The sequence below is a fragment of the Reinekea blandensis MED297 genome (genome assembly GCF_000153185.1).
Lineage (GTDB): Bacteria > Pseudomonadota > Gammaproteobacteria > Pseudomonadales > Natronospirillaceae > Reinekea > Reinekea blandensis.
This window is the reverse complement of sequence record NZ_CH724152.1, coordinates 300,732-326,553: the sequence shown is the minus strand read 5'-3', so window position 1 is coordinate 326,553 and position 25,822 is coordinate 300,732. Positions and strand designations below refer to the sequence as shown.

The window sequence follows — 25,822 nt, the reverse complement described above, 5'->3', positions numbered from 1 at the left end:
GACCTCCCTGCTGTGTTACCGGTGCCTGTGACTCATCGTCGTTTTTTCGCCGTCACCTCAATTTCAATTTTAATGCGCGGGTCGGGTAACTCTGCAAACCAGGTCGTGTTGGCCGGTTTGGCTTGTGCACAATAGCGACCGATCACCGTCGCGGCTTCGTTATAATGGTCGCGATCGGCGACTATCACCCGAATCCGGACGACGTCTTCAAAGACGGCGCCCGCCTGTGACAGACACCATTGAATGTTTTTAAAGGTCTGCTCAACCTGCTCGGTCATGGTGTCGGCGATGGACATGTCGCTGTAGTCAAAACCCGAGCAACCGGAAACAAACACCCATTCATCGTCGACAACGACGCGCGAATAATTCAGTAACTTTTCAAAGGTGGAATCCAACGAGTAAAACTGACGACTCATGTCCATGACTCCTGTGTTGAGTTGGTGTGCGATGTAGCCTGCTCAGGCTCCGGATTCAACCAAGGCTTTTACCTTGGTGGCTTTTTCGAAATGGTCCAGTTGATGCGCTTCAATCCACCAGCGTGCGGCTTCCATGAGCAAGGCCGGTTGATCATTCCGATTCTTGAAAAAAGCATAAAATGACACCCCCACCGACTCGCCTTTGGCGGCAATTTTCCGATTGCAGACATCGATAATGGTGGCTCTGAGTTCCGCTCGCACGTTGAGAATCCTTTTCTGTATGACGTCCGTCATTCCGGACGGAAGATCTAGTTGTGAATGTCATGCCCGGCATCGAAGGCCGGACTCAGTTCGACATTGCAAAAATGACCTGTTTAAAGTCATGATAACAGGTATCATTTATAACTAAGAAGATCAAATGCGCAGAATATCGCCTGTATCGACTTCGCTACAGACCAATAATCGGAACCGATCTCATCTGGAGTACCTCACAGGGCCCGATTTCTGCTTTACTTCACCCACTACACTAAAGAAAAACATTTAACTCAACCGGTCGAGGTACTGGCCAGGTTGAAAAAGACTCTGGAGACGAAATCATGGCTATCTTAAGAACTGCGATCGCCATTTGCCTGTTGCTCGGCGCCGGAATCGTGCACGCAGTCGATCTGGTTATTGCAGTCGACGACACAAACCAAATCGCCTTCAGTAAGGAAGACCTTCTGTCCATGGCACCGGCAGAGCTGACGACAGCCACACCTTGGGATGGGGACGAACCACCGGCGACCTATCAGGGCATCTATCTGGAAGATCTGTTTGCTGAAGTGGCGCAATCTCCGGATCAGATACGCGCCATCGCGCTGAACCGCTACTCTTCGGATATCCCGTTTAAAGAAGCAATTGAGGCGCAGGCGTTCGTTGCCGTTCTACGAAATGGTGAACCCATGCCGATCCGGGATCGTGGCCCCTACTGGTTGATTTTTCCGTTTTTTGCAGACGATCAGGCCACTCCGATTAATGTCCTGACCCCCTGGGCCGTCTGGCAATTGCAAACCCTTGAGGTGCTTGACTGATTGATGAAGATATCGGCCCTTCCTCAACTGCCACGCAAATGGGTTAACCTTGCCCTGTGGCTCACAGTATCGCTCAGCACTCTGGCGTTGACCTGGCTGATTTTTACGGTTTTTCAGCTGAGCAGCGAGATCAATAACCTGTCAAACCAGTATCTGAACAATAGGCCCTGGCATCTGTCGCAACTGCAAACTGAGCTGGAACGGTTGCGCTTCGAACTGCACGAACTGACCATGGACGATACACCGGAGCATCAACTGGACGCCAGCCTGGCACTGGAGTTGGTCTGGAACCGCGCTGATATTCTGCTGGCGGAAAATCTGCTGCCCAACACCCAGACCATGAAAGAGATTTCGCCGTTTCTGTCCGAAATTATCGAGACCTTTGAACAACATGAAGCAATGCTTTATCAGTTACCCGCTGACAGCCAACAAACGTTGTTAACGGCGGTCAGCAAGTGGAGCCAAACCTTTCAGGACGACATCGTTAATCTGTATGCCGTCAGCTACGCGGACTACCTGCGAATGAGCGACAATGTGGTCGTGGAGTATGAAGGCATCCGTGCTCAACTGGTGACACTTGGTTTGACCATTCTGATACTGATGCTGTTTTTGGGACTGGTCGCGTCCTACAGTCGCCGTTTAGCGGATCGCGCACAGCAGGCCAGCAAAGCCAAGTCCGAGTTTCTGGCCACGATGTCCCACGAACTGCGGACGCCACTGAACGGCATCATTGGTTCCGTTCAACTCATGCAGCATGAAGCAGAGCAACCATCGCCCTGGCTGAACTCTCTTGCGGTCAGCAGTGAAGCCCTGTTAACGCAGATTAACGATGTGCTCGACTTCAGCAGTATTGAGTCCGGTCAAATCAGTATTGAGCCGGCACCCTGCGATCTCATACAAATGATCCGGGACATCGAAGCTGTCTTTTACCCCCAGTCTGTCGACGCCGAGCTCCTGTTAAGAGTGTTACTGCCTGATACCTGGTCATCACACTGCTGGGTCATGGCGGATGGTCACAAAATCCGTCAGATACTGCTTAACCTGTTGAGCAACGCGTTTAAATTTACTGAGCATGGCCAGATCGTCCTGGCGGTACAAAAGCAGGAAGATGGTCAGTTTCAATGGCGCGTCAGTGATACCGGCATCGGTATCCCCGCAGATAAGTTGGAGGCGATCTTCCAATCGTTTCAACAGGCCGAGAGCGACACGCAGCGGCAATACGGTGGCTCTGGTTTGGGCCTGGCCATCAGTCGGCGTCTGGCGGAACTGATGGGTGGATCGTTAACCGTCACGAGCAAGCCTGGCCAGGGCACCGATTTTACGCTGACACTGCCATTGCCTCCTGCCAGGCCGGTCTCAACGCCGCCGCCTGCAGAACCCGAATCCGTAGCCGCGGGCGGCAAAGGCCAGGTGTTACTCGTGGAAGATAACTCGGTTAACCAAAAAATCGCCAACGCCATGCTCGAACGCATCGGCTTTACCGTCGATATCGCGGAAAGTGGCGAAACGGCTTTAGCCTGTGCAAAGTCAGGCCACTACCGCGTGATCCTCATGGACATTCAAATGCCCGGCATGGACGGCTTTGAATGCGCACAGTTGATCCGACATTTTGATACTCACACCCCCATCATTGCCATCACTGCGAACAGCAGCGAAGACATGCGTCAGCAGGCCATAGCCGCTGGTATGAATGCCTTCCTAGCAAAACCATTTAGGTACGAACGATTGCACGAGCAGTTGATGCGCTATGCACCAGAAGAGACTCAGGATTGATCCTGTCTTTTACGATAAAAACTGATTAAGCTGCTTGCAAAATAAAAACAGACATCCGTTAAGCAGAGAACAGACATGAATCGATGCGATCTCATCATCCTTGGTCAGTTGTTCAGCAACGATCAGCACGGCTACGAAATCAAAAGCTTTGTTGAAGAACGAGAACTGAATCGCTGGGCCAACATCAGCGTCAGCAGCATTTATCATCGATTAGGCTGGCTGGCTGATCACGGATACATTAAAAATAAAGCGCCCTCTGCCGGCAAACCGCAGCGTAACGAGTACCGGCTGACTTCAAAGGGCAAAGAACGTTTGTATGAGCAGGTACAGCAGTTCATCAGCGGGTTTAACGATGACCCCAGAACATTGGGATTATCTTTTCTGCATGTCCTGCCGACAGATCTGGCGATCAGCCAACTGAAAAGTCACATCGAGCTTCTGGAAGAAGATATCCGGCATTTGAAACGCATTATCCGGCGTAACAAACCCACGGCGACGTTAAGTCCGCTATCCCCATTGCTGAACAATATGTCGCTCGATCATTTAAAGGTGGAACTCAAGTACATGAAAGCCGTGCTGGACGTTTTATCCGACCCGGATTCGGCCGCACAACTGACGTCATTCTTTTCGATAAATGAATAGCAGAACGACGGCCTTCCCGGTTCACATTCATACCGTAACCTGCCGCACAGTTTTATAACTTACTCAGGTACGGTTTAGATAGAGTCCTCATTTTTGATAAAAAGCGATGTTGCACGCGACATCGCCAAGCCTTTGTTTTTCCTGATAATTATTAAGCCCTGTTTCTAAAAGCAAACCCGCCATCAGGTCCCAAGACTTTGATTTAATTAGATTTTTTCAGACTACAACCATAAAACCTCACGAAAATAGTTCCAAGTTGGAACAGTTATTAGCTGTTGATATAGTGCGACCGCCATGAATGTCACGGTCGACCGCAAGGCAAGCGATTGCACAGGCTGTCATTGGAAGGACCCCAAAAAACAACGGCCTGTTCCGTTTTATCGCTCAAACACAGTGGTGAATGCCTCGCAACAACGGCACTCACGAAACAACAAGAAATTTTGCGAGATGCGATATGAACTACAAACCTACACTGGCTTTAGCAATCGCCATTGCCAGCACGTCTTATGCTTACGCTGAGAACTACGGCGAAGCGCTGCAAAAGTCCATTTACTTTTACGAAGCACAACAGAGCGGAGAGCTCCCGGACTGGAACCGTGTTGAATGGCGTGGAGACAGCGCCTTAACAGACGGTGCCGACAACAACGTCGATCTGACCGGCGGCTGGTACGACGCCGGCGATCATGTGAAGTTCGGCTTCCCGATGGCCGCGACCGCCACCATGCTAGCCTGGGGTGTGATTGAAAACCCGGACGCCTATGAACAAACCGGACAACTGCCCCACATTAAAAATAACCTTCGGTTTGTGGCCGATTATTTTGTCAAAGCACACACCGGCCCGAACGAGTTCTACGGTCAGGTCGGTAAGGGTTCAGTCGATCACGCCTGGTGGGGTTCAGCCGAAGTGATGCCGATGGCCCGACCGAGTTATAAAATCGATGCAGCCAATCCGGGTACCGATCTGGCAGGCGAAACTGCAGCGGCGCTGGCGGCCATCGCCATGGTGTTTGAAACGACAGATCCAGCATACGCCCAAAACCTATTGACCCATGCCGAACAGCTGTATCAGTTCGCCGACACCTATCGCGGAAAGTACTCCGATTCAATCACCGATGCGCAGGCGTTTTATAATTCCTGGAGTGGGTATCAGGATGAACTGGTCTGGGGTGCGGCCTGGTTGTATCAGGCCACCGGCAACCCGGATTATCTGACCAAAGCCATCAACGAGTACGACAACCTTAATACCGAACCGCAAAGTACCATCAAAAGCTATAAATGGGGACAGGCCTGGGATGACAAAGGCTATGGATCCTACGTGCTGCTCGCCAAACTGACCGGTGATGCACAATACGAAGCCGATGCGGAACGCTGGCTCGACTATTGGACCACCGGCTACAACGGTGAACGCATTCGTTACACACCCGGCGGCCTCGCCTTCCTCGATACCTGGGGTGCGGCGCGCTACACCTCAAACACCTCGTTTCTGGCACTGGTGTACTCCGATTACCTGAAAAACGCCAACAAAAAGCCTGTTAAGGCCGACACCTATTACGACTTTGCGCGATCTCAGATCGAGTATCTGCTCGGTGATAACCCGATGAACATGAGCTACCTGATCGGTTATGGTGATGTCTACCCGACCGCACCGCACCACCGCACGGCACACGGCGCCTGGGCGGACAGCTTGTCGGTGCCCACGGACAACCGGCATACGCTGGTCGGTGCGCTGGTCGGAGGACCCGGGTTGGATGACTCCTTTGAAAACGATCGCGGCGATTACGTGAAGAACGAAGTCGCCACCGATTACAACGCCGGCTTTACCGGTGCCCTCGCCCGACTGTGGAAAGACTTTGGTGGGCAGCCGATAGATGACGCCCAGTTCCCGATGCCCGAACCACGCGACAACGAATTTTTTGTTGAAGCCAAGGTGAATGCCAGTGGTCCGCGTCATATCGAGATCGCCACGCTGACGCACAACCGCTCGGCTTGGCCGTCACGTAATACCGATCAACTTAAGTTCCGCTACTGGGTCGACCTTACCGAGGAAATGGCGGCCGGTTACGAGGCAACGGACGTTTCAGTATCGACCGCTTACAACCAGGCGAGCTCAGTCACCGGGCTGACCCACTGGCGCGACAATCTGTACTACGCTGAAGTCAGTTTTGCCGGGGTCGATATTTACCCCGGTGGGCAGTCAGAGTCGAAAAAAGAAGTGCAGTTCCGTCTGTCGCTGCCAACCAACACCAACGCTGCCGAATGGGATAACACTTCAGACCCAAGTTGGGATAACTACAGCAACAGCTTTGTGCTGGCCGATAAAATCGCCCTGTACGATGGCAATACGCTGGTCTGGGGTGAGGAACCCTCACCGGGCTGCGGCGCAGACAGTGGCATCAACTGCGCTCCAACGGCCAATGCCATTCAGGTCGACACCGCATTTGAGTCTGCCGTTACCCTAACCCTGAGCGGGCAAGACAGTGATGGCACCGTCACCGACGTTCGACTCACAAGTCAGCCATCGAATGGCTCAGTCTCACTGTCCGGAAGCAGCGCGACCTATCAACCAGATTCAGGTTTTTTCGGGACTGATCAATTCCAGTATGTGGTAACCGACAATGACGGAGCCGACTCCGCTCCGGCCGAGGTGACCATCAATGTCGATGAACCGATGGTTCCCGCTGTCGTCATTACCTCACCGGCGGACAACAGTACCGTCGCAGTGGACAGCACTGTCACGCTGATGCTGGACATCCGCTATGCCGCCGGTGTCAACGTCTACGTCAACAATCAGTTAACGTCTAGCCGAGTCGGAGACGGCCCGGTTACACTCGATACGCCAAGCCAGCCAACCACCTGGGTCGTTGACGTTGTGGCCACCGATGAGCAGGGACAGGAAATCGGCGCCACCGATACCCTGACCCTCCAGATTGAAGACGTTGTTGTTCCGGATCAGGACATTCAATGCGAAGTCCCCGGCGCCGATGTTTGGAACACAGGCTTTGTGATCAGTGCCGCCACCGTCACCAACGCCGGCGATGAACCGGTTGACGGATGGACCGTCACCTTACAGTTCGACCAACCGATCACCGTCGTCAACAGCTGGGGCGCTAACACCTCACTGTCCAGCGACGGGCTGACGTTGACGGCCAGCAATGTCTCCTACAACGGTACATTATCGTCAGGTGGCAGCACCACCTTCGGCCTGCAGGGCGGCCATGGTGGCAACTTCACCATTCCATCCTGTCTCGGCCAGTAATCAATCTTAGCCATCATTACAGGCGCGGAGTCAGACTCCGCGCCTTTACCATTCAGCATCCCGTCACTTCACGACCATTTCACACTCAAGCCATCGTTCCATCCCACAACCGACCAGGCCTGAGCCAGAGAATTCACTGCCTGGATGAAAAGCCACATCGTCCAAAGTAAACAACACCTCAAACCACAATGCCGATCAAAGATTTTTAATACACTACAGAGCAAAAACAGCGTCCAGTTTGATGGTGCGTTACAATCGATTTCAAAAGTTATCGCTAAGCCATGTCTTTGAATCAGGAGACTCAATACAAAAACGACAGGCACAAAAAAGGCCTGCGTCATGCAGGCCAAACTCGCTTAAAGGTACAGAGGATTTAGTAAACGACTTTTAATCCCACAGTCGTTCTAACAGGTTCCATTTTTCTTCATCAAAGCTCAACCATTCGCCCCAACCGGATTCATTCGTGCGAGGGTCATAGGCATGCTGATACAAGCCTCCGGTGTCGTCGGATTCCGGATTGATGGACCAGTAACAGGCTTCGATGTCTTTCTCGACCATGTAATCGACCAAGGTGTTCTGCCATTGTTCATCGACCCCGGCGGCAACATGACCCCAGCGATCCTGATCCCGTATCGGTGCGACTTCCGGCCAATCAAAGTGGCCGCCAAACTCACCGATTACGATGGCATAGCCTTCGTCTTTCAGATAACCAAAGTGTTCATCCCAGCCCTGTTTGATGAGATCTGGATTGATCACCACATTGCAATCCGCATCGCCGGCTTCATCGCCAGATAATCCTTCACACTGTGGCTGTGCCGGATCCATAAACTGAGGCTGCACAAAGACGGACGGTCCGTATGTGTGTGGCGACAGAACCAAGCGCTCTTTCGGAATGTTCAATGGGCTATCGCCGGCCGAGAAGAAGTTCTCACCCCAGTTCGGGTTCAGGTCAGGATTACCGTGGGCTATTTCCGTTCCGTCCGACTTTTCACTGCCCACCCCTTCAACGAAAATCAACACATCTTCATTGACCTCATTGATGGCCTGATAAGCGTTTTCGGAGAGCGTTTTCCATTCGTCCCAGGTGTAATCCCACGGTTCGTTAAAGATATCGATCCCGAGAATGTTGTTGACGTTGAGTTCCTCAGAGAGACCCGCCAGTTCACGCAACGTATCTAACCAGAGCTCTTCGTTGTACTCATGAACCGTCACACCCGGTCCGGCCGCAGAACAGGCGTAGTTTTCGCGTTTGTAATCGTAGTTATCACGATCTTTATCGGCGTAAGGTGGTGTCGCATCCAAACGACCGGCGCGCCAACCGACATAGTTAGAACAGGAGTGAATATCCAGAATGATGTTCAGGTCATTCTCATCGGCCAGTTTGATGAAATCTTCCAACGCCTGACGAGAGTTATCCGCGCGAACCGTTGGGTGGTTCTTGAAGACTGACGACACGCCCTGAGGATTGTCCGTTTCCAACGTCTGTGGAACCAACGGCAAGCGAATGGTGTTAATGCCTTTGGCTATGATTTCAGACATACCCTGTTGAATGGTACGGCCCGTACCCTGATTGCCATTCGCCCAGAAGGTGTTGCCCATGTACAGTTCCATCGGTGCGCCACTCGGGTTGCTGGCATCATCGGACGGTTCATGCCGACCTTCCAGGCCAAACCAAGCGCCACACTGCATCGGGTAGGGTTCGCCATCTTTCGTAATCTTACCATCTTCGACACGGAAGACCGTGTTATCGACCGGGTCTGTTGGATCGGTCGGGTCCGTTGGATCAGTTGGGTCTGTCGGATCGGTATCGCCACACAAATCACCGGTGACATCAGATACAGTACTGCCGGCACTGCCCTGAAAACCAAAGGTGGCACTTTGACCGGGTGCCAGTGTGCCATTCCAACCCATATCCATCGCGGTATAGGGGTTCGAGCCAGACAGCGCCGCATTCCAGGCGTTGACGATGCTGGTGCTGCCGTCATACTGCCAGGCAACTTCCCAGCCACTGACCGAACTGTCAGTGTCATTTGTCACCGTAATGTTGGCGACAAAACCCGAGCCCCAATCATCCTGAACCGAGTAAGTACACTCGGCCTGGGCATTCATGGCGAAGGTCGCAAGCGCAACCCCCATACTCAGGCTTAATAATTTCACTGTGTCTTTGCATTGCGAGGGCAAAGAACGATGAGGACATTGTTGTTTCATTGTTCCCAAATCCTTCTTCAATAAATGACTGTTTTTATACCTCCATGACAACTACGCAGACTTCGATGTAAGTCATGCACACCGAGCTGGTAACAGGCAACTGCTCAAGCAATAGGGCTCAACTCTCAATCCGTTGAACAAAGATCATCGACTCAGGCGTTTGTGAGTGTTCCGATTTTACTGCTGAACTCGTATTGATCGAATGCTCAGCCAGACAATAAAACCGAGCACGGGCTTCAACATAAAACCATTCCAACTTGGAATAAACAGGTTAATTTTTTAATTTCAATATTTTCGATAGGGCGCACAAACTGATTCATAAGATTGCAGAAAATTAACGCCACGGCGAGACTTTTGCTTAGCTTTAATAAGTAAAAAAATCGATTTTTTATAGATACGCTCGAGATGACCGATCAAGAAAAGAACACAACATGGATAAAGTAGCTAACTTAACAGATAAGGAACTTTCAGAATAAAATAAAAAATTTCTGGGATTAAATTTTTAAAACATCGGCACTGATTTGTTTCAAAAAAAATGAAATAGATTGGAGCAACCACAGTTCATGAATAACGCAGAAATGTACCTTTTATGGGCCCTCACTGAACAAGCCTAATCACTTGAGTGGCTGGAGGAGGCCGAATAGCGATCTAAATAGTCAAGAAAATCCTCGCGACACATAGGCTTCGCATAAAAGTACCCCTGCGCCACATCGCACCCTGCCGCCGTTAACGCTTGCCGGTTTGCTTCGGTTTCGATGCCCTCGGCAATGACGCGCATGTCCAGGTTATGACCAAGACTGATGATAGTGTTCACAATGGCGTCCGCCTGCCCGTCGGACTCAAGCGCTTGCACAAACGATTTGTCAATTTTAATGGCGTCAATCGGTAACTGTCGCAGGTGCGACAACGACGAATACCCGGTGCCAAAATCGTCAATGGAAATCTTTATCTTCTGTTGATGCAAGGCGTTCAACGCGTCGATGGTCACTCTCGGGTCCTGCATCATGATGCTTTCAGTGACTTCCACTTCCAGGCAGTTCGGGTCAATACCAACCTCTTTAACAATGGCTGCGATGTCCTCCGCCAGGTGTCCGGTATGTAACTGTCGCATGGAGATGTTGATCGCGAATGTGAAATCCAGCGGTATGCGGTTTTGTTGCTGCCAGCTGCGAATGGTATCGCAGGTTTCCCGGAACACCCATTCACCAATGTCGTGAATAAGCCCCATCTCTTCAGCTTTCGGGATGAACACATCCGGGGGTAAAAAAGAGCCATCCGGTCGCGGCCAGCGAATCAGAATTTCCGCGCCGATGACCGATTCCGTCGCCATACATATTTTCGGTTGCAGGTAAATATCAAACTCCTGCTGACGGTAAGCGCGGCGCAAATCAATTTCCAGTTGCAGCGCCTCACGAACACTTTCCTGCATCTCATCGGTGAAGAATCGATACCGGTTCCGCCCCTCTTCTTTTGAGCGGTACATAGCAATGTCGGCACAGCGCAACAGTTCCCGTGCGGTCAATGCCGAATCCGGGTAAACGGCAATACCGATGCTGGCGCCGATAAAAATCTGATGCCCACGAATCGTAAACGGCGCTTCCAGTGCGTCCAATACCGATTGCGATACCCGGGCGGCATCTTTGGTGGCCTGCAAAGACTCCAACATGATGACAAACTCATCACCACCCAGTCGCCCGATGATATCGCCATTACGAACGCAATCGGTCAAGCGCATGGCGACTTCCTGCAACAGGCTATCGCCGATCTCATGGCCATGATTATCATTAATGGTTTTAAACTGATCGAGGTCGATGAACAACAAAGCTAACGGTTGTTCGTGACGGGCCGAACGCGACAAAGCTTTTTTTAACAAGCCGTTAAAGGCGTTGCGGTTGACCAGCCCCGTCAGTGCATCGTATTGCGCCAGTCGCGCCAGCTGTTCTTCGGTGCGGCGTCGTTCCGTAATGTCCTGAAAAGCGATGACAATGCCGGCTAAATCGTCATCGACCATCATTGGTGTGGCTTTGTATTCAACCGGGAGCAACTGTCCGGCGCGATCCCAGAACACACCGATGCGCTCGTGATACGCCTGCCCCTGTTCACAGGCCAGTCGGGCCGGCAAATACTCCCAGGTCACCAGCGGTTGTTCGGCATCGCCGTGGTAGACAATGTCACTGAATGAACGCCCTTCCAGTTCCTGCTCACTCATGCCAAGCGTTTGTTGAGCTACCGGGTTGGAAAAAGTTACCTGCCCATCCGTCGATAGCCCGAGAATACCTTCGCCAATGGACTTCAATAACAACTGGTTGCGTTTCTCCAACCGTTCCAGATCGGTCAACTGCTGGTAAATCAAATGACGATGATTCGCCAGTTCCAGGAACACCTGAAGCTTTGCCTGTAAAATCGGTTCGCGCACCGGTTTGCAAATGTAATCGACAGCACCGAGTTGATAGCCACGATCTTCCAGCTCAGAGTTCGGGTCGGCGGCGGTCAAAAAGATAATGGGCGTTAAGCGCGTTTCATCGTTCAGCCGAATCAGTTCGGCGGCTTCGAAGCCATCCATCTGCGGCATCATCACATCCATCAGAATCACCGCGAATTGTGTTCGCAAGCTCAGAGAGACCGCTTCCTGTCCGCTGTAAGCGTGAACAATGTCGACTTTCATGGCCGCCAGTGTGTGTTCCAGAGCACGATGATTATCCGGGCGATCATCAACGACCAGGACCTGTGGACGAATCGGTATGACCGTTGAATCACTGCGGGGCAACCGAGGTTGTTCCATGCTGTCGGATCTCTGTTGTGTTGGCATTAAAAAGTTTAGAAGATGGACACGGGAAGCATTGTTATTTACCGTAAAAATTGACGTAAAGTCTGACGGATTTCTGTCACATCAAGCCCGTTTCGATGCATCCGTTCCGTCAATCCAACCGCGAACTTTAACCAACAACTGTTCGAGATCCACAGGCTTCGGCAGATAATCATCCGCACCGGCGCTGAGGCACTTTTGTCGATCTTCCGGCATGGCTTTCGCGGTTAAGGCAATGATGGGCAGCGTCTCTGAATGCTGGGCTCGGATGCGCGCAATGGTTTCGTAGCCATCCATCACCGGCATCATGATGTCCATCAGGATCAGAGCAATATTGCTGTCTTTGCTGAGTTTATCGAGGGCCAACTGACCATTGTCCGCAATGGAGACACGAAAACCTTCGTTGCTCAGAATTTTCGATAAGGTGTAGGTGTTTCTTAAATCATCATCGACAACCAGAACTTTAGGTTCACTCCGTAACGATGGCTGAGGCTCAGACACCGGCGTCTCTGACGTCGCCGGTAACGGCTGCCCGTTTGTAGTCAGGTTGCGGATAAAAGCATCGGCTTCGGCATAAGCCGCGGACAGGGTGTCTCGCGTGCCGATTGAAATAGTCTCAAAAACCTGATTTAACTGTTCAAGATTGATCGGTTTCGCCAAATATTCCTCGGCACCCAGTTGCATCGCCCGGGCCGGGTCATCCAGCGCAGAAATGACATGTACCGGAATGTTCCGGTGATGCTGAAGGTTTTGCAGTACCTGAAGAATCTCGCAACCATCGATATCCGGTAAGCCCAGGTCCAGAATTACCGCACCGGGCGGTTTGCGCAAGCAATAGCTCAACGCCTGCAAACCGTAACCGGTCACCAGTGCAGACATCCCCTGCTTACGGGCCGCCTTTTCCAGATAGGCCGCAAACGACGGATCGTCTTCGATGATTAATAGGTATTCATCGTTCGGTAACGGCCGCAGCGTCGGATTGTCAATCCGGGAAAGATCCGTCGCAGGCGCACTGGCGGCCAGGGGTTTCGAATCCTGCGGCAATACCAGGCTGAAGCGACTGCCTTCGTCCGCTTCGCTGGTCAGGTGAATGGAACCGCCCAGCAAACTGGCCAGATCCCGCGAAATGGTCAGCCCTAAGCCGGTTCCACCGTGTTGCCGGCTTGTGGTGCCATCGACCTGTGCGAAAGCTTCGAACACAGAGTCGTGCTGTGCCTGCTCGATACCAATGCCGGTGTCCTCGACGGTAAACGCCAGTTGGCCATCGGTGTTTTCCGCAATCGTCAAGGTGACCGAACCTTCGGCCGTAAACTTAATCGCATTCCCAATCAGGTTGTTCAGAATTTGCCGCAAGCGCTGTCGATCGGTATGCAAACGAAATGTTTCGGGCATCGCCACGTCGACGTTAAAAGCCAGATCTTTTTCATCGGCCAACGGTTTAAACTGCGCAGTAATTTCCTCAACCAGTTGATGCACATCGACGTCCGTGTACTCCAAACGCAGCTTACCGGCTTCGACTTTGGACAGATCCAGAATGTCGTTTATCAGATCCAGCAGTGAGCGCCCGCCGCGATGAATAATCCCGATGTCTTCCAGTTGCGATTCGGACAAATTGCCTTCGCGGTTTTTCATCAGCGACTGCGACAACAGCAACAGACTGTTCAGTGGTGTCCGCAGTTCGTGAGACATATTGGCCAGGAACTCCGACTTGTATCGGCTGGTCGATGAGAGCTGATCGGCTTTGGCCTGCAATGCCAACTTCGCCTGTTCCAGGTCCGCCTTTTGCTGCTCCAGTACATCGGTTTTATTCGTCAGCTCGAGGTTGGATTGTTCGAGCTGTGACTTCTGTTCTTTTAACGCCTCTTCGGAATGTTTCAGGGCCAGGGCTTGCTTTTCCAGTTGCAGATTTGCACTTTGCAGTTCCGCTTGCTGAAGTTTCAGCTCTTCGGATGTCTCTTGAGTGGTTTCTAACAACGACTGCACGGTCGCCTGATCCTCAGCGGTACGAATCGCCACACCAATGGATTCTGAAATCTGATACAGCCAATCCACATGGTCATCACTAAAGGAACCCATGGTGCCCAGTTCCAGAATGCCCTGCACCGCGTTGTTGACGATGACCGGAAACACCAGCACTTGAGCCGCATCAGCTGAGCCCAACCCGGAAGCAATTGGTAGATACTCGGCTGGAACATCGCTGACCCGAATCGGAGCTTTGTCTTTTAATACCTGACCAACCAGACCTTCCCCCGGCCGAACCCGGCGTGATGCGACCGATGCCGGACAGGCATAGCCGGCGGTGATGGTCGCGGTTTGCTCTGAATCGATCTGATAAAACAGACCCACGGCCGCATCGACATACTGGGTAACAAATTGAATGGTTTCCTCCGCCAAACCGGCAATGGATTGTGTATTACGAAGGGCAACGGCTAACTCAGCCACACCACTTTTAATCCATTTTTCACGTTCACTGAAGCGACGGAACTCGCGCAGGCTTTCAACCATCTGGTTCAGCGATTTGGTCAGCGTGTCTTTAGCGCCACGCGGCTTCAACTCAATGTCGTAATTGCCTTTGGCGATGGCCCCGGCCATCTGACCAACTTCCTGCAGTGAATGCACCATTTGCTGCATGGCTTTGCCGAGCTCGTCATCGTCGTCGGCCGGTGTGATTGGAATTTCGTAATTGCCTTCCGCAATTTCCAACGCCTGCTGCGTCACCTGATGCAACGACGCGATCAACTGGTTAATCGGCGCTTCCAAACCGTCTTCCGGTGCCTGACGCTCGTAGCGGACATTGAAGTTACCCTTGGCGGCAATCGAGGCAACCCGCGTGGCTTCCGACACAATTGCTTCGGTCAACTCGCCTTGCTCACGAATGGTCTGCATGGATTTGGCCGCGTACACCTGCATAACGATGTTGGAGTCCATCTGAATCAAACGACTGATGGCCCCGTGCACATCCAGACACCGCTGTTTGCGCCGGTAAAGATGTCGAGCTTTGGCAAAAAACCAGCTTTGTGCGAAGTTCATGCCCGCCAAATAAGCGCTGACCGGCAAGTTAATGGCCGCGTGAATTTCACCAACACGAATGCGTCGTTCGATGTAGGCATCGTTGACATGCCCGGTCAAAAAGTCTTCCCAATAGGCTTGCTGCAAACTTTTTACCCGGCCGGGAACGCCGTCAGAAAAGTATTCCTGATACCAGAGCTGATTAGCGAGCCACTGGTAAAAATCGTCAATCAGATCAGACACCCGCACGTCACTGTGCTGACCAAACTCAGCAATCAAATCCAGATCCGAGTCGCTGACCAGAAACTGGTGCAGTAACTCGTGTGCTCGCATGGGATGACTGACCATTCCCGATGTTCACCTGTTCAAAAAGAACGTCAACGCAGTATAGACAGGGGATTCAACTTGCAAATGATTTTTATTTGGACTGTGTCACTAAAATGAACGGTCGATTAAAACCAGAGTACTCCTGAAGGGGTACAGCCGACGTCAAATCGTCATCCGTTCAGTGGAACGCGGTTCCAACAGGAGCCGTTAGAGGGAGCGCATGGCCCGCAAGTTGAAATGGGTCAGTTTCCACCCAAACGCTCTCAACCGACTGGTCATTTCCCACCAATTTCCGCCTGCCTAAAACCACGCCAAGCCCACCAGCCGGGCCGTTCAGAGGGTTGGCGCAGCCGTTGCTATTCGTCAAACCGCAATCCCGGAAAAGACCGTGTTGATCATGGTCTGCCGGGGCAGAGAGCCCGGGCCTGATGACAGGTCCAAAGACTACCGACAACAAAAACAATATCGGAGAACCCTATGAAAACCTTACGATCCGTGGCCGCCATGGCACTTTCCGCATCCGTCATTTGCGTCAGTTCGGCCAGTGCCGATGCCCATTCCAAAGAAGGCTGGCCGACATCGTTCACCGTCGGCACCGCCAGCCAAGGCGGCACCTACTTCGCCTACGGCACCGGCTGGGCCAACTTTGTGGCCGAAAACCTGGGCGTCGGGGGCGGCTCGGAAATCACCGGCGGCCCGATGCAGAACATGGCACTGGTGCACACCGGCGAAGTGGCATTTGGTCTGACCACCATGGGCCCGGCCCGAGAGTCCATGAATGGCAACAGCCCACTGGCACCGGGGCTGAAAATGGACAACGTCTGTGCGATGTTCCCGATGTATCAAACGCCATTTTCAGTGACTGCGCTGTCGAGCTCCGGCATTACCAGCATTGCTGACATTCCGGACGGTGCCCGAATCGGGTTCGGACCGGCCGGTTCAACGTCCGACACTTACTTCCCCGCCATGCTGGAAACACTCGGAGTCAACTTTGACCGTCGTAACGGTGGCTGGTCGGATCTCGGCAGCCAGCTGCAGGACGGCCTGCTGGATGTCATCGCCTTCGCTGCGGGCATTCCGATTCCGGCCGTCAGCCAGCTTGAAGTCCAGACCGACGTGAACATCATTGAGTTCACCCAAGACGAACTGAACCAGATTACCGCCGCCTTCCCGGTCGCGGAGTTCACCATTCCCGCCAGCACCTACACCACTCTGACCGGCGATGCGCGCGCAGTGTCAATGTGGAACTTCGCTATTGCGGACTGCACGCTGCCGGACAGCTTTGTCTATGAAGCCACCAAACTGACCATGGAAAACAACGATCAGATGGTGTCCATTCACAACTCGGCCCGCTCTTCGGTTCCGGCAAATTTCAACAAGAACACCGTCATCCCCTGGCACCCCGGTGCCGCGAAATGGTTCAACGAAAACGGATACACCATCGACAGCAGCCAGATTAAGTAACGGCCCTGTGTACGGGTGGTCGGTCGGCCACCCCAACCTGACTATGAGATGAGTGTTCCTATGACCCATTCCGATAACCAAAGTCCTCATGCCCGCCCGGACGACTTGGTCGAGCCGGTCATCGCCGAAGGCGTCGACAACGAACCGATTGAAGATAACCGACGGATGTTTCGCGGGCCCCTGTTGCTGGGCGTGATGCTGCTTTGCATTTTTTACTCAGCCTTCCACCTTTACACCCTGAACATCGCGCCGCTGGAGACGTGGGCGTTTCGCATCATTCACGTTTGCGGTGCCTCGGTGCTCGGGTTCATTTTGTTTTCCGGACGGGCGTTCGCGGAAACGTCAACGTCCGATCGGCGATCACGCATCACCACCTGGATAGGTCTGGCGTTACTGATTCCGGCGATTTACGTTCTGGTCCAGACCGCGCTGATGCAAAACCAACTGGCCGGGGGCGCGCTGCGCATTCCGGCAAACATTGAAACGTGGCACTTCGGTTGGCCCCTGGTGGCGGTTACCGCCTGCGCCATTGTGCTGAGCTGGCTGCACCGGCAACCGCGCCATCAGTTTTCAGTGCCGGATCTGGTGTTAGCTATCTGCGCCGTATCGGTCGCCAGTTACCTGGTATCGGTCTTTGCAACGTCCATTCGCATGAGTACCGGTACGTCGTTTGCGCCCGTGGGCATTTCCTTTGCGGCCGTGGCCGGCACCATGCTTATTTTCGAGTTAACCCGTCGCCTAGCCGGTTACGCCCTAGTGGCAATTGCACTGATTTTTCTGGGCTATGTTTTTGTCGGACCGTCACTGCCCGGCTTCCTCAGTTACCCGGGGTTGAGCGTGCAGCGGTTCTTTTCGCAGGTGTACACCGACGCCGGCATTCTCGGCCCAACGACCGCCGTTTCATCAACGTACATCATTCTGTTTATCATTTTTGCGGCGTTTTTGCAGGCATCAAAGGTCGGCGATTACTTCGTTAACTTTTCCTTCGCGCTGGCGGGCCGCGCTCGCGGCGGTCCGGCCAAAGTGTCGATATTTGCGTCCGGTCTGATGGGGATGATTAACGGCACCAGCGCCGGCAATGTGGTCTCAACGGGATCGCTGACCATTCCGCTGATGAAAAAAGTCGGTTACAGCAAAACCTCGGCCGGGGCTGTTGAAGCGGCCGCCTCCACCGGCGGGCAAATCATGCCGCCTATCATGGGCGCCGGTGCTTTCATCATGGCCGAAATTACCGGCATTCCTTATACCGAAATTGCCATTGCGGCGGTCATTCCCGCCATTCTGTATTTTGCGTCCGTCTACTTCATGGTGGATCTGGAAGCGGCCCGCACCGGGATGCGCGGCATGCGTGAAGATGAGTTGCCGGTTCTGCGCCGGCTGCTCCGCCAGATGTATCTGTTCGTCCCGATCATGATCCTGATCGGAGCGCTGTTTATGGGGTATTCGGTCATTCGCGCTGGCACGCTTGCCACGGTTTCGGCGGCGGTTATCAGCTGGCTGTCGCCCAATAAAATGGGCATTCACGAAATCCTCAAAGCGCTGGAGCTGGCGGCATTAATGTCGATTCAGATCATCGTCGTCTGTGCCTGTGCCGGTGTCATCGTGGCCGTCATTTCCCTGACCGGCGTCGGCGCCCGGTTCAGCTCACTGCTGCTCGGCGTTGCCGAAGCCAGTCAACTGCTGGCGATGTTCTTCGCCATGTGCATTGCCATTCTGCTCGGCATGGGGATGCCGACGACCGCCGCCTACGCCGTTGCCGCTTCGGTGGTCGCGCCCGGCCTCGTGCAGATGGGTATTCCCATGCTGACGGCTCATTTCTTTGTGTTCTACTTTGCCGTGGTGTCTGCCATCACGCCACCGGTTGCGCTGGCATCCTACGCCGCCGCCGGGATATCCGGGGCCCGGGCCATGGCCACGTCCGTTGCGTCGTTCAAAATCGGGCTGGCGGCCTTCATTGTGCCATTCATGTTCTTCTACAACAGCGCACTGCTGATGGACGGCGATGTCCTGTCCGTGGCACGCGCGCTGGCGACGGCTCTGGTCGGCGTCTATCTGCTGTCGGCGGGCGTTCAGGCATGGTTCCTCCGCTACGCGGCGCCCTGGTATCTTCGGGTACTGCTGGTCATCGCCGCGTTCCTGATGATTGAAGGCGGCCTGGTCACCGATGTTGCCGGCATCAGCGCCGGAGTCATCGCCTACCTCGTGCAGAAATGGATTCATGCACGAACGACGATCGCGCCTCAATCCTGACGTTCTGTTTCCGACGGGTCCGTATCTCCCTCGACCAAGGGGGGATAGACCCGTCGGGAATCTTCCGTCACGCTGAAAGAAAAAATAAAGGGTCGTTTCACGACGACCCAAACAAGGCCTTCTTCTATGACCCATCGCCAAACCTGGCTGATAATTCTGCTTGCTGTGGTCTGCCTGATCAGTTGGGTACTGGGCTCACAGGTGGGCTACCGCCAGATTGAGCAGCAAAGCCTTGAAGAATCGTATCGTTATTCTCAGCTGGTCTCGAACAAGTTGAATCGATTTGGTCCGCTCGCCGAACTGATTGCTCAGCACCCGCTGCTGATTGACGCACTGACTAACCCTCAGTCCGAGTCGCTGATCGCATCGGCCAATCAGGAGCTGGCAAGGATGGCGAACGTCACCGACAGTTCCGATGTTTACCTGATGAACCTCAGAGGCCAGACCATTGCTGCGAGCAACTACGATCTGGACACCAGCTTCATTGGCCGTAACTTTGCGTTCCGCCCGTACTTCTCCAACGCTGTGGCCACCGGTGGCAGCGCCAAATACTTTGCGCTGGGTATTACCACCAATGCCCGCGGGTTGTATTTCTCACACGTAGTAACGGCCCAGGAAGACCCGGAACGGGTGCTCGGGGTATTGACCATTAAAGCGCTGGTCACCGATCTGGAAACCCAGTGGCTTCAGCCGGAAAGACGTTCCGGTGCCGAGATGGTTGTGCTCGATGCCGACGGCATTGCTTTTCTGGCCAGCCGCCCCGACTGGCTTTTTCGCGCGTTTGAACCGATTACCGATGATCGCCGCCGAGAAATTCAGGCGCAGCGCCGCTACTTTGACCGACCACTGACGCCAATGACCATTGAACGACTGAACCGCCCCTGGGGGTTCAGCGACCGGACAGAGCGACTCAGCATCCAGCAGGACTCGACCAGTGCGCGCTACATCAGTGTCGATACCCCGGTTCCCCACTTCGACTGGACGTTAAGAATCCTGATCGACACCCAGCACATCCTGTGGATTCAGATGCAGTTTCTGCTCACCGGCGTCAGCCTGTTTGTCGCCACCTTTCTCGCCTGGCTGTATGTCCATGAACGTCTGCGCCGGGAAAAAGAACTGGCCGAACGCGGTCAGCTGCTCGAACTCAAAGTGACCGAACGCACGGCCGATCTCGAAACCTCCAACCGGCTGTTAAAGTCCGAAATCAAGGAGCGCGAACAGGCCGAACAAGAACTCAAAGAAACTCAGCAGGAACTGATTCAGGCCGCCAAGTTAGCCGTACTCGGACAGATGTCTGCCGGACTGAACCATGAGATCAATCAACCCCTGACCGCCATTCAGGCTTATGCCCGCAACAGTCAGCGGTTTCTGGAACGGGGTGATCTGGAAACCACCCGGATGAACCTGTCCGAGATTATCGATCTGTGCGAGAAAATGGCCGATATGACGCGGCAGTTCAAAATTTTTGCCCGCAAATCGGAAGGGCCACCGACCGCCGTAGACCTGCGCCTGGCCATCGACGCGGCACTGAAAATCCTGACCGCACAAGAACTCCGCAAACCGGCGCAGATTCAGTGGAACCGGCCAGAACAACCCAGTTACGTCCACGGAGATCTTATTCGCATCGAACAGGTGCTGATCAACCTGATTACCAATGCACTCCATGCCGTGGCCGATGTCGATAACCCGACGGTGACCATCGACATCGAGAAAGACGACCACCGGATCTACACCCGGGTGCGGGACAATGGCCCGGGGTTGCCGGCCAATACCGAGCAGCTGTTCGAACCCTTCTATACCACCAAATCACGCAAACAGGGGCTGGGGTTGGGGCTGTCCATTTCCCGGCAGATTGTCGATGCGCTCGGCGGCCAACTCACCTGCCGTAATCGGCCGAACGCTACCGGTGCCGAATTTAATCTGGAACTGACCCGACGGGAACAAACCGAATGACCGCAACCGATGTACTGTTTATCGACGATGATGCTGCCATCCGCCAGGCTATCCAGCAAACGCTGCAGCTGGAAGAGCTCACCACCGAGACCTTCGACAATGCCGCCAGCGCCCTGAAGATTCTGCGACCGGATTTTCAGGGCGTTGTGCTGTGCGACTTTCACATGCCCGGCATCAACGGGCTCGATTTGCTCAAGGCCGTCCAGCAGATTGATGAGTCGATACCGGTCATCATCCTGACCGGTCAGGGTGACATCGGTACGGCCGTCACCGCCATGCAACTCGGCGCTTATGACTTCATTGAAAAACCCTTTAACCAGGACGAGCTCATTGAACTGTTGAAACATGCGTTGGAAAAACGCCACCTCGCTCTGGAAAACCGGGTACTCAAAGCCCAGCTGAGAATTTTCGCCCGGCCCGGCCCGCGTTTGCTTGGCGGTGAATCGCCGAAGATGAAGCGCGTTTTGTCGATGCTGGAAAATCTGGTCGATACCTCGGCGGACATTTTACTCAGCGGTGAAACCGGCGCCGGTAAGGACGCCATTGCCCGCTACATTCATGAAACCAGCGAGCGCAGCCAACATAACTTTGTTGCCATCAACTGCGGCGCGGTACCGGAGAATCTGATTGAAAGTGAACTGTTCGGGCACGAAGCCGGTGCCTTCACCGGCGCGGAGAAAAAACGCATCGGTAAGTTCGAGCACGCCAACAAAGGCACCATCTTTCTCGATGAACTGGAAAGTATGCCGTTGGCTTTGCAGGTTCGTCTGCTGCGGGTTCTGGAAGAGCGCAAAGTCGAACGGCTGGGCAGCAATGTCAGCATCGGGCTGGATGTGCGGATCATCGCCGCAACCAAGTCCGATTTGAAAAGCAAAAGTGAACGCGGCGAGTTTCGGGAGGATCTGTATTACCGGCTCAATGTCATCCAGATCGACATTCCACCATTGCGCGAACGGCGCGAAGACATCCACCTGCTGTTCCACCATTTTGCGTTGATTGCCGCCGCCCGCTATGGCCGCGAAAGCATCCCGCTGAACAAACAGCAAATCGGCCTGTTACTGCAACACGACTGGCCCGGCAACGTGCGGGAGCTGCGCAACCGTGCTGAGCGATATGTGCTGATGGGGCCGGTCGCCCTGGATGAGATTCAGTCGGCGGCCTCGGTCGACACCCCAACACCACAGAGCCTGTCCGATATGGTCGATGCCTTTGAACGCTCCATGATTCAGAATGCCCTGCAGATGTGCCAAGGCAGCATCAAAGACACCATGGAATACCTCGGCCTGGCGCGGAAAACGCTCTACGACAAGATGAAAAAGCACGGCCTGGATAAAGCCCAGTTCAAAGAAGACGCTGACCATGACGGCCTGTAACACAGGCCCTAAAAGGTCAACGCTAACCCCTTGATCGTCCTGCGACATCGCGCTCAAACGCGTTCCAGCGTGCCTGTGTCTCTTCAAACGCGGTTTGCAGAAACGAGTTGAGCATTTTCACTTTCTGCCGCTTAAAACTCGCCGCCGGTGCCACCAGATAATAGTCGAAGGTCGACTTCACCCAGACCGGCAATGGACACACCAGTTGCTGTCGTTCGATCAGCGGGTGAATCAAACCAAAGGGCAACAGGCTTAACCCCTGCCCGGCCAATACGGCTTCCACCAGCATGTTGGCATCGGTGACGGTGAACTTCGACGATGCGGGGTCAAGATTCAGTCCAGCGGCGTCGCTGAGCCTCGCCCATGCCGTCAACATGTCGGGCGCTTCATCCATCAGCAGCGGCATGGCACTCACCTGTGCCGACACGGATGCCGAACGGTTCAACAATGACGGATGGCAGACCGGCACCAGCACTTCGTCAAACAGTTTTACCGATTCCAGCTCCGGGTACTGACCGGTGCCAAAGCGAATGGCGACATCCACGCTGGAGTCGTCAAACGTAACGAGTGATTGCGACAGCGACACATTAATCGTCAGCTCCGGGGAAAGTGCCTGCAACGTCCCCAGACGGGGCACCAGCCAACGACTGGCAAACGAAGGCGTGGTGCTGATGTTCAACCGGGACGGGTGCGAATCGGACATCAACACGCGAACGCCCCGGTCGATCTGGTCAAAGCCCTGCTGAACCGCCAGGTAAAGCTGCTGACCTTCCGGCGTTAAGGCGACCTCCCGGGTTCGTCGATGAAAGAGGCGAACGCCAAGGTACGCTTCCAACGTTTTAATCTGCTGGCTGATGGCTGCCTGCGAGACAAAAAGCCGCTCCGCCGCCTGTTTAAAACTTTGCGTTTCGCCGGCAACCCGAAACGCCTGCAACGCCTTCAAACTGGGGCCCTGTGCCATCGCCGCTATCTCATGGTTAAGTTTAAGTTAATCATAACGGTAAAAATCTCGTTTGTCGCAGACATTGCTCCGCGGCAAAGTGCGCTTCACAGCCTGACCGACGAGAGCAAACCATGTGCACCCAAACCGCAAACACCCACATCACTTACTCATGCAATACCCGCCGTGACCCCTGGACGGCAACCCTAAGCCTGCGTATTCAACGCTGGGTACATCGCCATCGAAGCCGCAAAGCGCTGGCGCAACTGTCCGATCACACCCTGCGGGACCTTGGCCTAACCCGAGGCCAGTCGCTCACTGAAGCCCGCAAGCCCTTTTGGAAATAACCGACTTTGGAGTAAACAACATGACCTTAACTGTCCCGATTGTTCACGCCTTTATTGATGGCAACCAGGGTGGCAACCCCGCCGGCGTTGTGTTGGACGCGGACCGTTTTACGACGGAACAGAAACAAACCATTGCCCGCCAAATCGGGCTCTCAGAAACCGCCTTTGTGTCCAGGTCTGTCTGTGCCGACGTCAAACTGGAGTTCTTCACCCCTGCACGACAGATTGCACACTGCGGCCATGCCACCGTAGCCACCTTCAGCTACCTGCAACAACAGGGTCGGCTGAGTGCGAAGCAGAGTTCTAAAGAAACCATCGACGGTTGCCGCGCCATTGCTTTGGAGGGCGATTACGCGTACATGGCGCAAACGGCACCGAGCTTTCAAGCACTCAATGAACACCAGCACCACCAGTTACTGGAAAGCCTTGGATTGACGGACGCCGATCGTCCAACGGAGCTTATTCCCAGCGTGGTCAACACCGGCAACGCCTTTGTGATACTGGCCGTCAACAACATGGACACCCTGGCCCGACTCGCGGTCGATCAGGCAGGCATCGCCCAATTGAGCGAAGCGCTCGATCTGATCGGTGTTTACGTATACACCACCGAGACCGCAGACCCACAACGTCACGCCTCGGCCCGCATGTTTGCGCCACGCTATGGCATCTTAGAAGAGGCCGCCACCGGTATGGCGGCCGGGCCGCTGGCCTGTTATCTGTATGAAGTGGCCGGCATGACGCAACAACACTTTCTGATTGAACAAGGACGCTTGATGGCCGAACCGTCACCGAGCGTGATCGATGTACGTTTGTCGTTAGCGTCAGACGGCCACATTGACCATCTGATGGCCGGCGGTCGTGCGCAGGTACGTGAACAGCGCTCGGTCGAGCTAGTGTCCTGAGTCAGAAGTTCGCCTGGTTCCATGAGCTCCCTGGGGGCGCCAGCCAGCGCGCCCCAGAGTATGGCTTCTCTTTCTGTAGCCACCGTTACATTCCTGTCGAACGGGTTTTATCCGTTGATTAGGCAGAAAGGAAGGCTGAACCGTCCAAAATCAAATCGGGTTTTGCTCCACGCCAGAAATTTCTTCACACGAATCCACATACCGACCTGTCAAAATGAAAAGTTCGAACTACACTCAAAAAAAGACCTCAGGAAACCGATTACATGCACGCAGCGTCCTGGACGAAACGCCTTCGATCCGTGTTACTTTCGTGTGGCTCCCTGTTATTCACCGGCTGGTTGAGTTTGGCCGCACTCGCGCAGGCCGAAACCGTTCACCTGGCCAGTGGCGAATGGCCCCCCTATACGTCTGAATCGCTCCCCAATGGCGGCCCATCAACAGAGCTGGTTCGCAAGGCCTTTGCCGAAGTCGGCATGGACGTTGAAATCGACTATTTCCCCTGGGCCCGCTCGTACGAGTATGTGGTCAATGACCATTACGATGGCTCCTTTACCTGGCAACAGACCCCTAAACGCTTACAGGAAGTGCTGTTCAGCGACCCGGTCCTGCAGCACCATTTCATGCTGTTTCATCATAAAACGCTGGACCTGACGTGGACCGACGTCAGTGACCTGAAGCCATACCTCATCGCCCAGGTGGCCGGCTACAGCTATGGCGAGCGGTTTGACGATGCCGTAGAGCAGAACCAACTGATGACCACCATTGTCGATTTTGATATCTACGCACTGAGGATGCTGGCGGCCCAGCGGGTGCAGTTGTTCCCTTCAGAAGTGAATGTCGCGTACTGGCTTATGCGTAATGAACTCGAACCGCAGCAGAGCCAAATATTGACGCACGACCCTCGCCCGATTCATGAAGAAACCACCGCAGTGATTTTCAATATGAGCGACCGTGGCCGGGAACTGCAGGCGTTATTTAACCAGGGGTTACAACGCCTGAAAGCGAGTGGTGACTATACCGAAATATTAACCGATGCCGGGATGGCGACGGGGATTGTGCCTTGAGGGGCCGGACACATGACTTGGC

At 54.0% G+C, this 25,822-nt stretch carries 17 protein-coding genes; 11 read left to right on the top strand and 6 right to left on the bottom strand.

Features of this window, described 5'->3' with window-relative positions; all coding sequences use genetic code 11:
* Window positions 1-32: 32 nt before the first annotated feature.
* Window positions 33-416 carry a RidA family protein gene (locus MED297_RS13160; protein WP_040557226.1) on the bottom strand — a complete coding sequence of 128 codons (384 nt, stop codon included), beginning with the start codon at window positions 414-416 and terminating at the stop codon, window positions 33-35.
* Between the two features lie 42 nt (window positions 417-458).
* Window positions 459-677 carry a DUF6500 family protein gene (locus MED297_RS13155; protein WP_008045675.1) on the bottom strand — a complete coding sequence of 73 codons (219 nt, stop codon included), beginning with the start codon at window positions 675-677 and terminating at the stop codon, window positions 459-461.
* A gap of 335 nt (window positions 678-1,012) precedes the next feature.
* Between MED297_RS13155 and MED297_RS13150 the strand changes: the two genes are divergently transcribed.
* The 4 genes from MED297_RS13150 (at window position 1,013) to MED297_RS13135 (ending at window position 7,157) form a co-directional block, all read left to right on the top strand.
* Window positions 1,013-1,486 carry a putative pterin-binding protein gene (locus MED297_RS13150; protein ID WP_008045674.1) on the top strand — a complete coding sequence of 158 codons (474 nt, stop codon included), beginning with the start codon at window positions 1,013-1,015 and terminating at the stop codon, window positions 1,484-1,486.
* A 3-nt stretch (window positions 1,487-1,489) separates the two neighbouring features.
* Window positions 1,490-3,259 (top strand): ATP-binding protein, encoded by a 1,770-nt coding sequence (locus tag MED297_RS21380; protein WP_008045672.1) that lies wholly within the window; start codon window positions 1,490-1,492, stop codon window positions 3,257-3,259.
* A 75-nt stretch (window positions 3,260-3,334) separates the two neighbouring features.
* Complete coding sequence (locus MED297_RS13140) at window positions 3,335-3,901, top strand: PadR family transcriptional regulator (RefSeq protein ID WP_008045670.1); 567 nt, start codon at window positions 3,335-3,337, stop codon at window positions 3,899-3,901.
* Between the two features lie 454 nt (window positions 3,902-4,355).
* A complete protein-coding gene (locus tag MED297_RS13135) occupies window positions 4,356-7,157 on the top strand; it encodes a glycoside hydrolase family 9 protein (RefSeq protein WP_008045668.1) in 2,802 nt (933 codons plus the stop codon).
* A 387-nt stretch (window positions 7,158-7,544) separates the two neighbouring features.
* Here MED297_RS13135 and MED297_RS13130 read toward each other — a convergent pair whose 3' ends face one another.
* From MED297_RS13130 to MED297_RS13120, 3 genes are all read right to left on the bottom strand, one after another.
* Window positions 7,545-9,365 (bottom strand): cellulase family glycosylhydrolase, encoded by a 1,821-nt coding sequence (locus tag MED297_RS13130; RefSeq protein WP_154650936.1) that lies wholly within the window; start codon window positions 9,363-9,365, stop codon window positions 7,545-7,547.
* 610 nt (window positions 9,366-9,975) lie between these two features.
* On the bottom strand, window positions 9,976-12,147 hold the full coding sequence (locus MED297_RS13125; protein WP_008045664.1) for a GGDEF/EAL domain-containing response regulator: 2,172 nt from the start codon (window positions 12,145-12,147) through the stop codon (window positions 9,976-9,978).
* A 108-nt stretch (window positions 12,148-12,255) separates the two neighbouring features.
* Complete coding sequence (locus tag MED297_RS13120; RefSeq protein ID WP_161599305.1) at window positions 12,256-15,513, bottom strand: response regulator; 3,258 nt, start codon at window positions 15,511-15,513, stop codon at window positions 12,256-12,258.
* A gap of 471 nt (window positions 15,514-15,984) precedes the next feature.
* On the opposite strand from MED297_RS13120, the gene MED297_RS13115 reads away from it, so the two are divergent.
* From MED297_RS13115 to MED297_RS13100, 4 genes are all read left to right on the top strand, one after another.
* Entirely contained in the window at window positions 15,985-16,971 is a 987-nt protein-coding gene (locus MED297_RS13115) for a TAXI family TRAP transporter solute-binding subunit (RefSeq protein ID WP_008045659.1), read from the top strand.
* A 60-nt stretch (window positions 16,972-17,031) separates the two neighbouring features.
* A complete protein-coding gene (locus tag MED297_RS13110) occupies window positions 17,032-19,221 on the top strand; it encodes a TRAP transporter permease (protein ID WP_008045657.1) in 2,190 nt (729 codons plus the stop codon).
* 126 nt (window positions 19,222-19,347) lie between these two features.
* The gene (locus MED297_RS13105; protein ID WP_008045652.1) at window positions 19,348-21,174 is read left to right on the top strand and encodes a sensor histidine kinase; all 1,827 of its coding nucleotides are present in this window, start codon (window positions 19,348-19,350) and stop codon (window positions 21,172-21,174) included.
* Entirely contained in the window at window positions 21,171-22,547 is a 1,377-nt protein-coding gene (locus MED297_RS13100) for a sigma-54-dependent transcriptional regulator (RefSeq protein ID WP_008045650.1), read from the top strand. The genes MED297_RS13105 and MED297_RS13100 overlap by 4 nt, the downstream gene beginning before the upstream one ends.
* A gap of 22 nt (window positions 22,548-22,569) precedes the next feature.
* Here MED297_RS13100 and MED297_RS13095 read toward each other — a convergent pair whose 3' ends face one another.
* Window positions 22,570-23,508, bottom strand: coding sequence for a LysR substrate-binding domain-containing protein (locus MED297_RS13095; protein ID WP_008045648.1), 939 nt, complete (start codon window positions 23,506-23,508; stop codon window positions 22,570-22,572).
* 113 nt (window positions 23,509-23,621) lie between these two features.
* Between MED297_RS13095 and MED297_RS21905 the strand changes: the two genes are divergently transcribed.
* The 3 genes from MED297_RS21905 to MED297_RS13085 all read left to right on the top strand — a co-directional run bounded on the left by MED297_RS21905 (window position 23,622) and on the right by MED297_RS13085 (window position 25,800).
* Window positions 23,622-23,834, top strand: coding sequence for a DUF1127 domain-containing protein (locus tag MED297_RS21905; RefSeq protein ID WP_008045646.1), 213 nt, complete (start codon window positions 23,622-23,624; stop codon window positions 23,832-23,834).
* A 20-nt stretch (window positions 23,835-23,854) separates the two neighbouring features.
* On the top strand, window positions 23,855-24,736 hold the full coding sequence (locus tag MED297_RS13090; protein ID WP_008045645.1) for a PhzF family phenazine biosynthesis protein: 882 nt from the start codon (window positions 23,855-23,857) through the stop codon (window positions 24,734-24,736).
* Window positions 24,737-24,999: 263 nt separating this feature from the next.
* Window positions 25,000-25,800 (top strand): substrate-binding periplasmic protein, encoded by an 801-nt coding sequence (locus MED297_RS13085; protein ID WP_008045643.1) that lies wholly within the window; start codon window positions 25,000-25,002, stop codon window positions 25,798-25,800.
* Window positions 25,801-25,822: the final 22 nt, after the last annotated feature.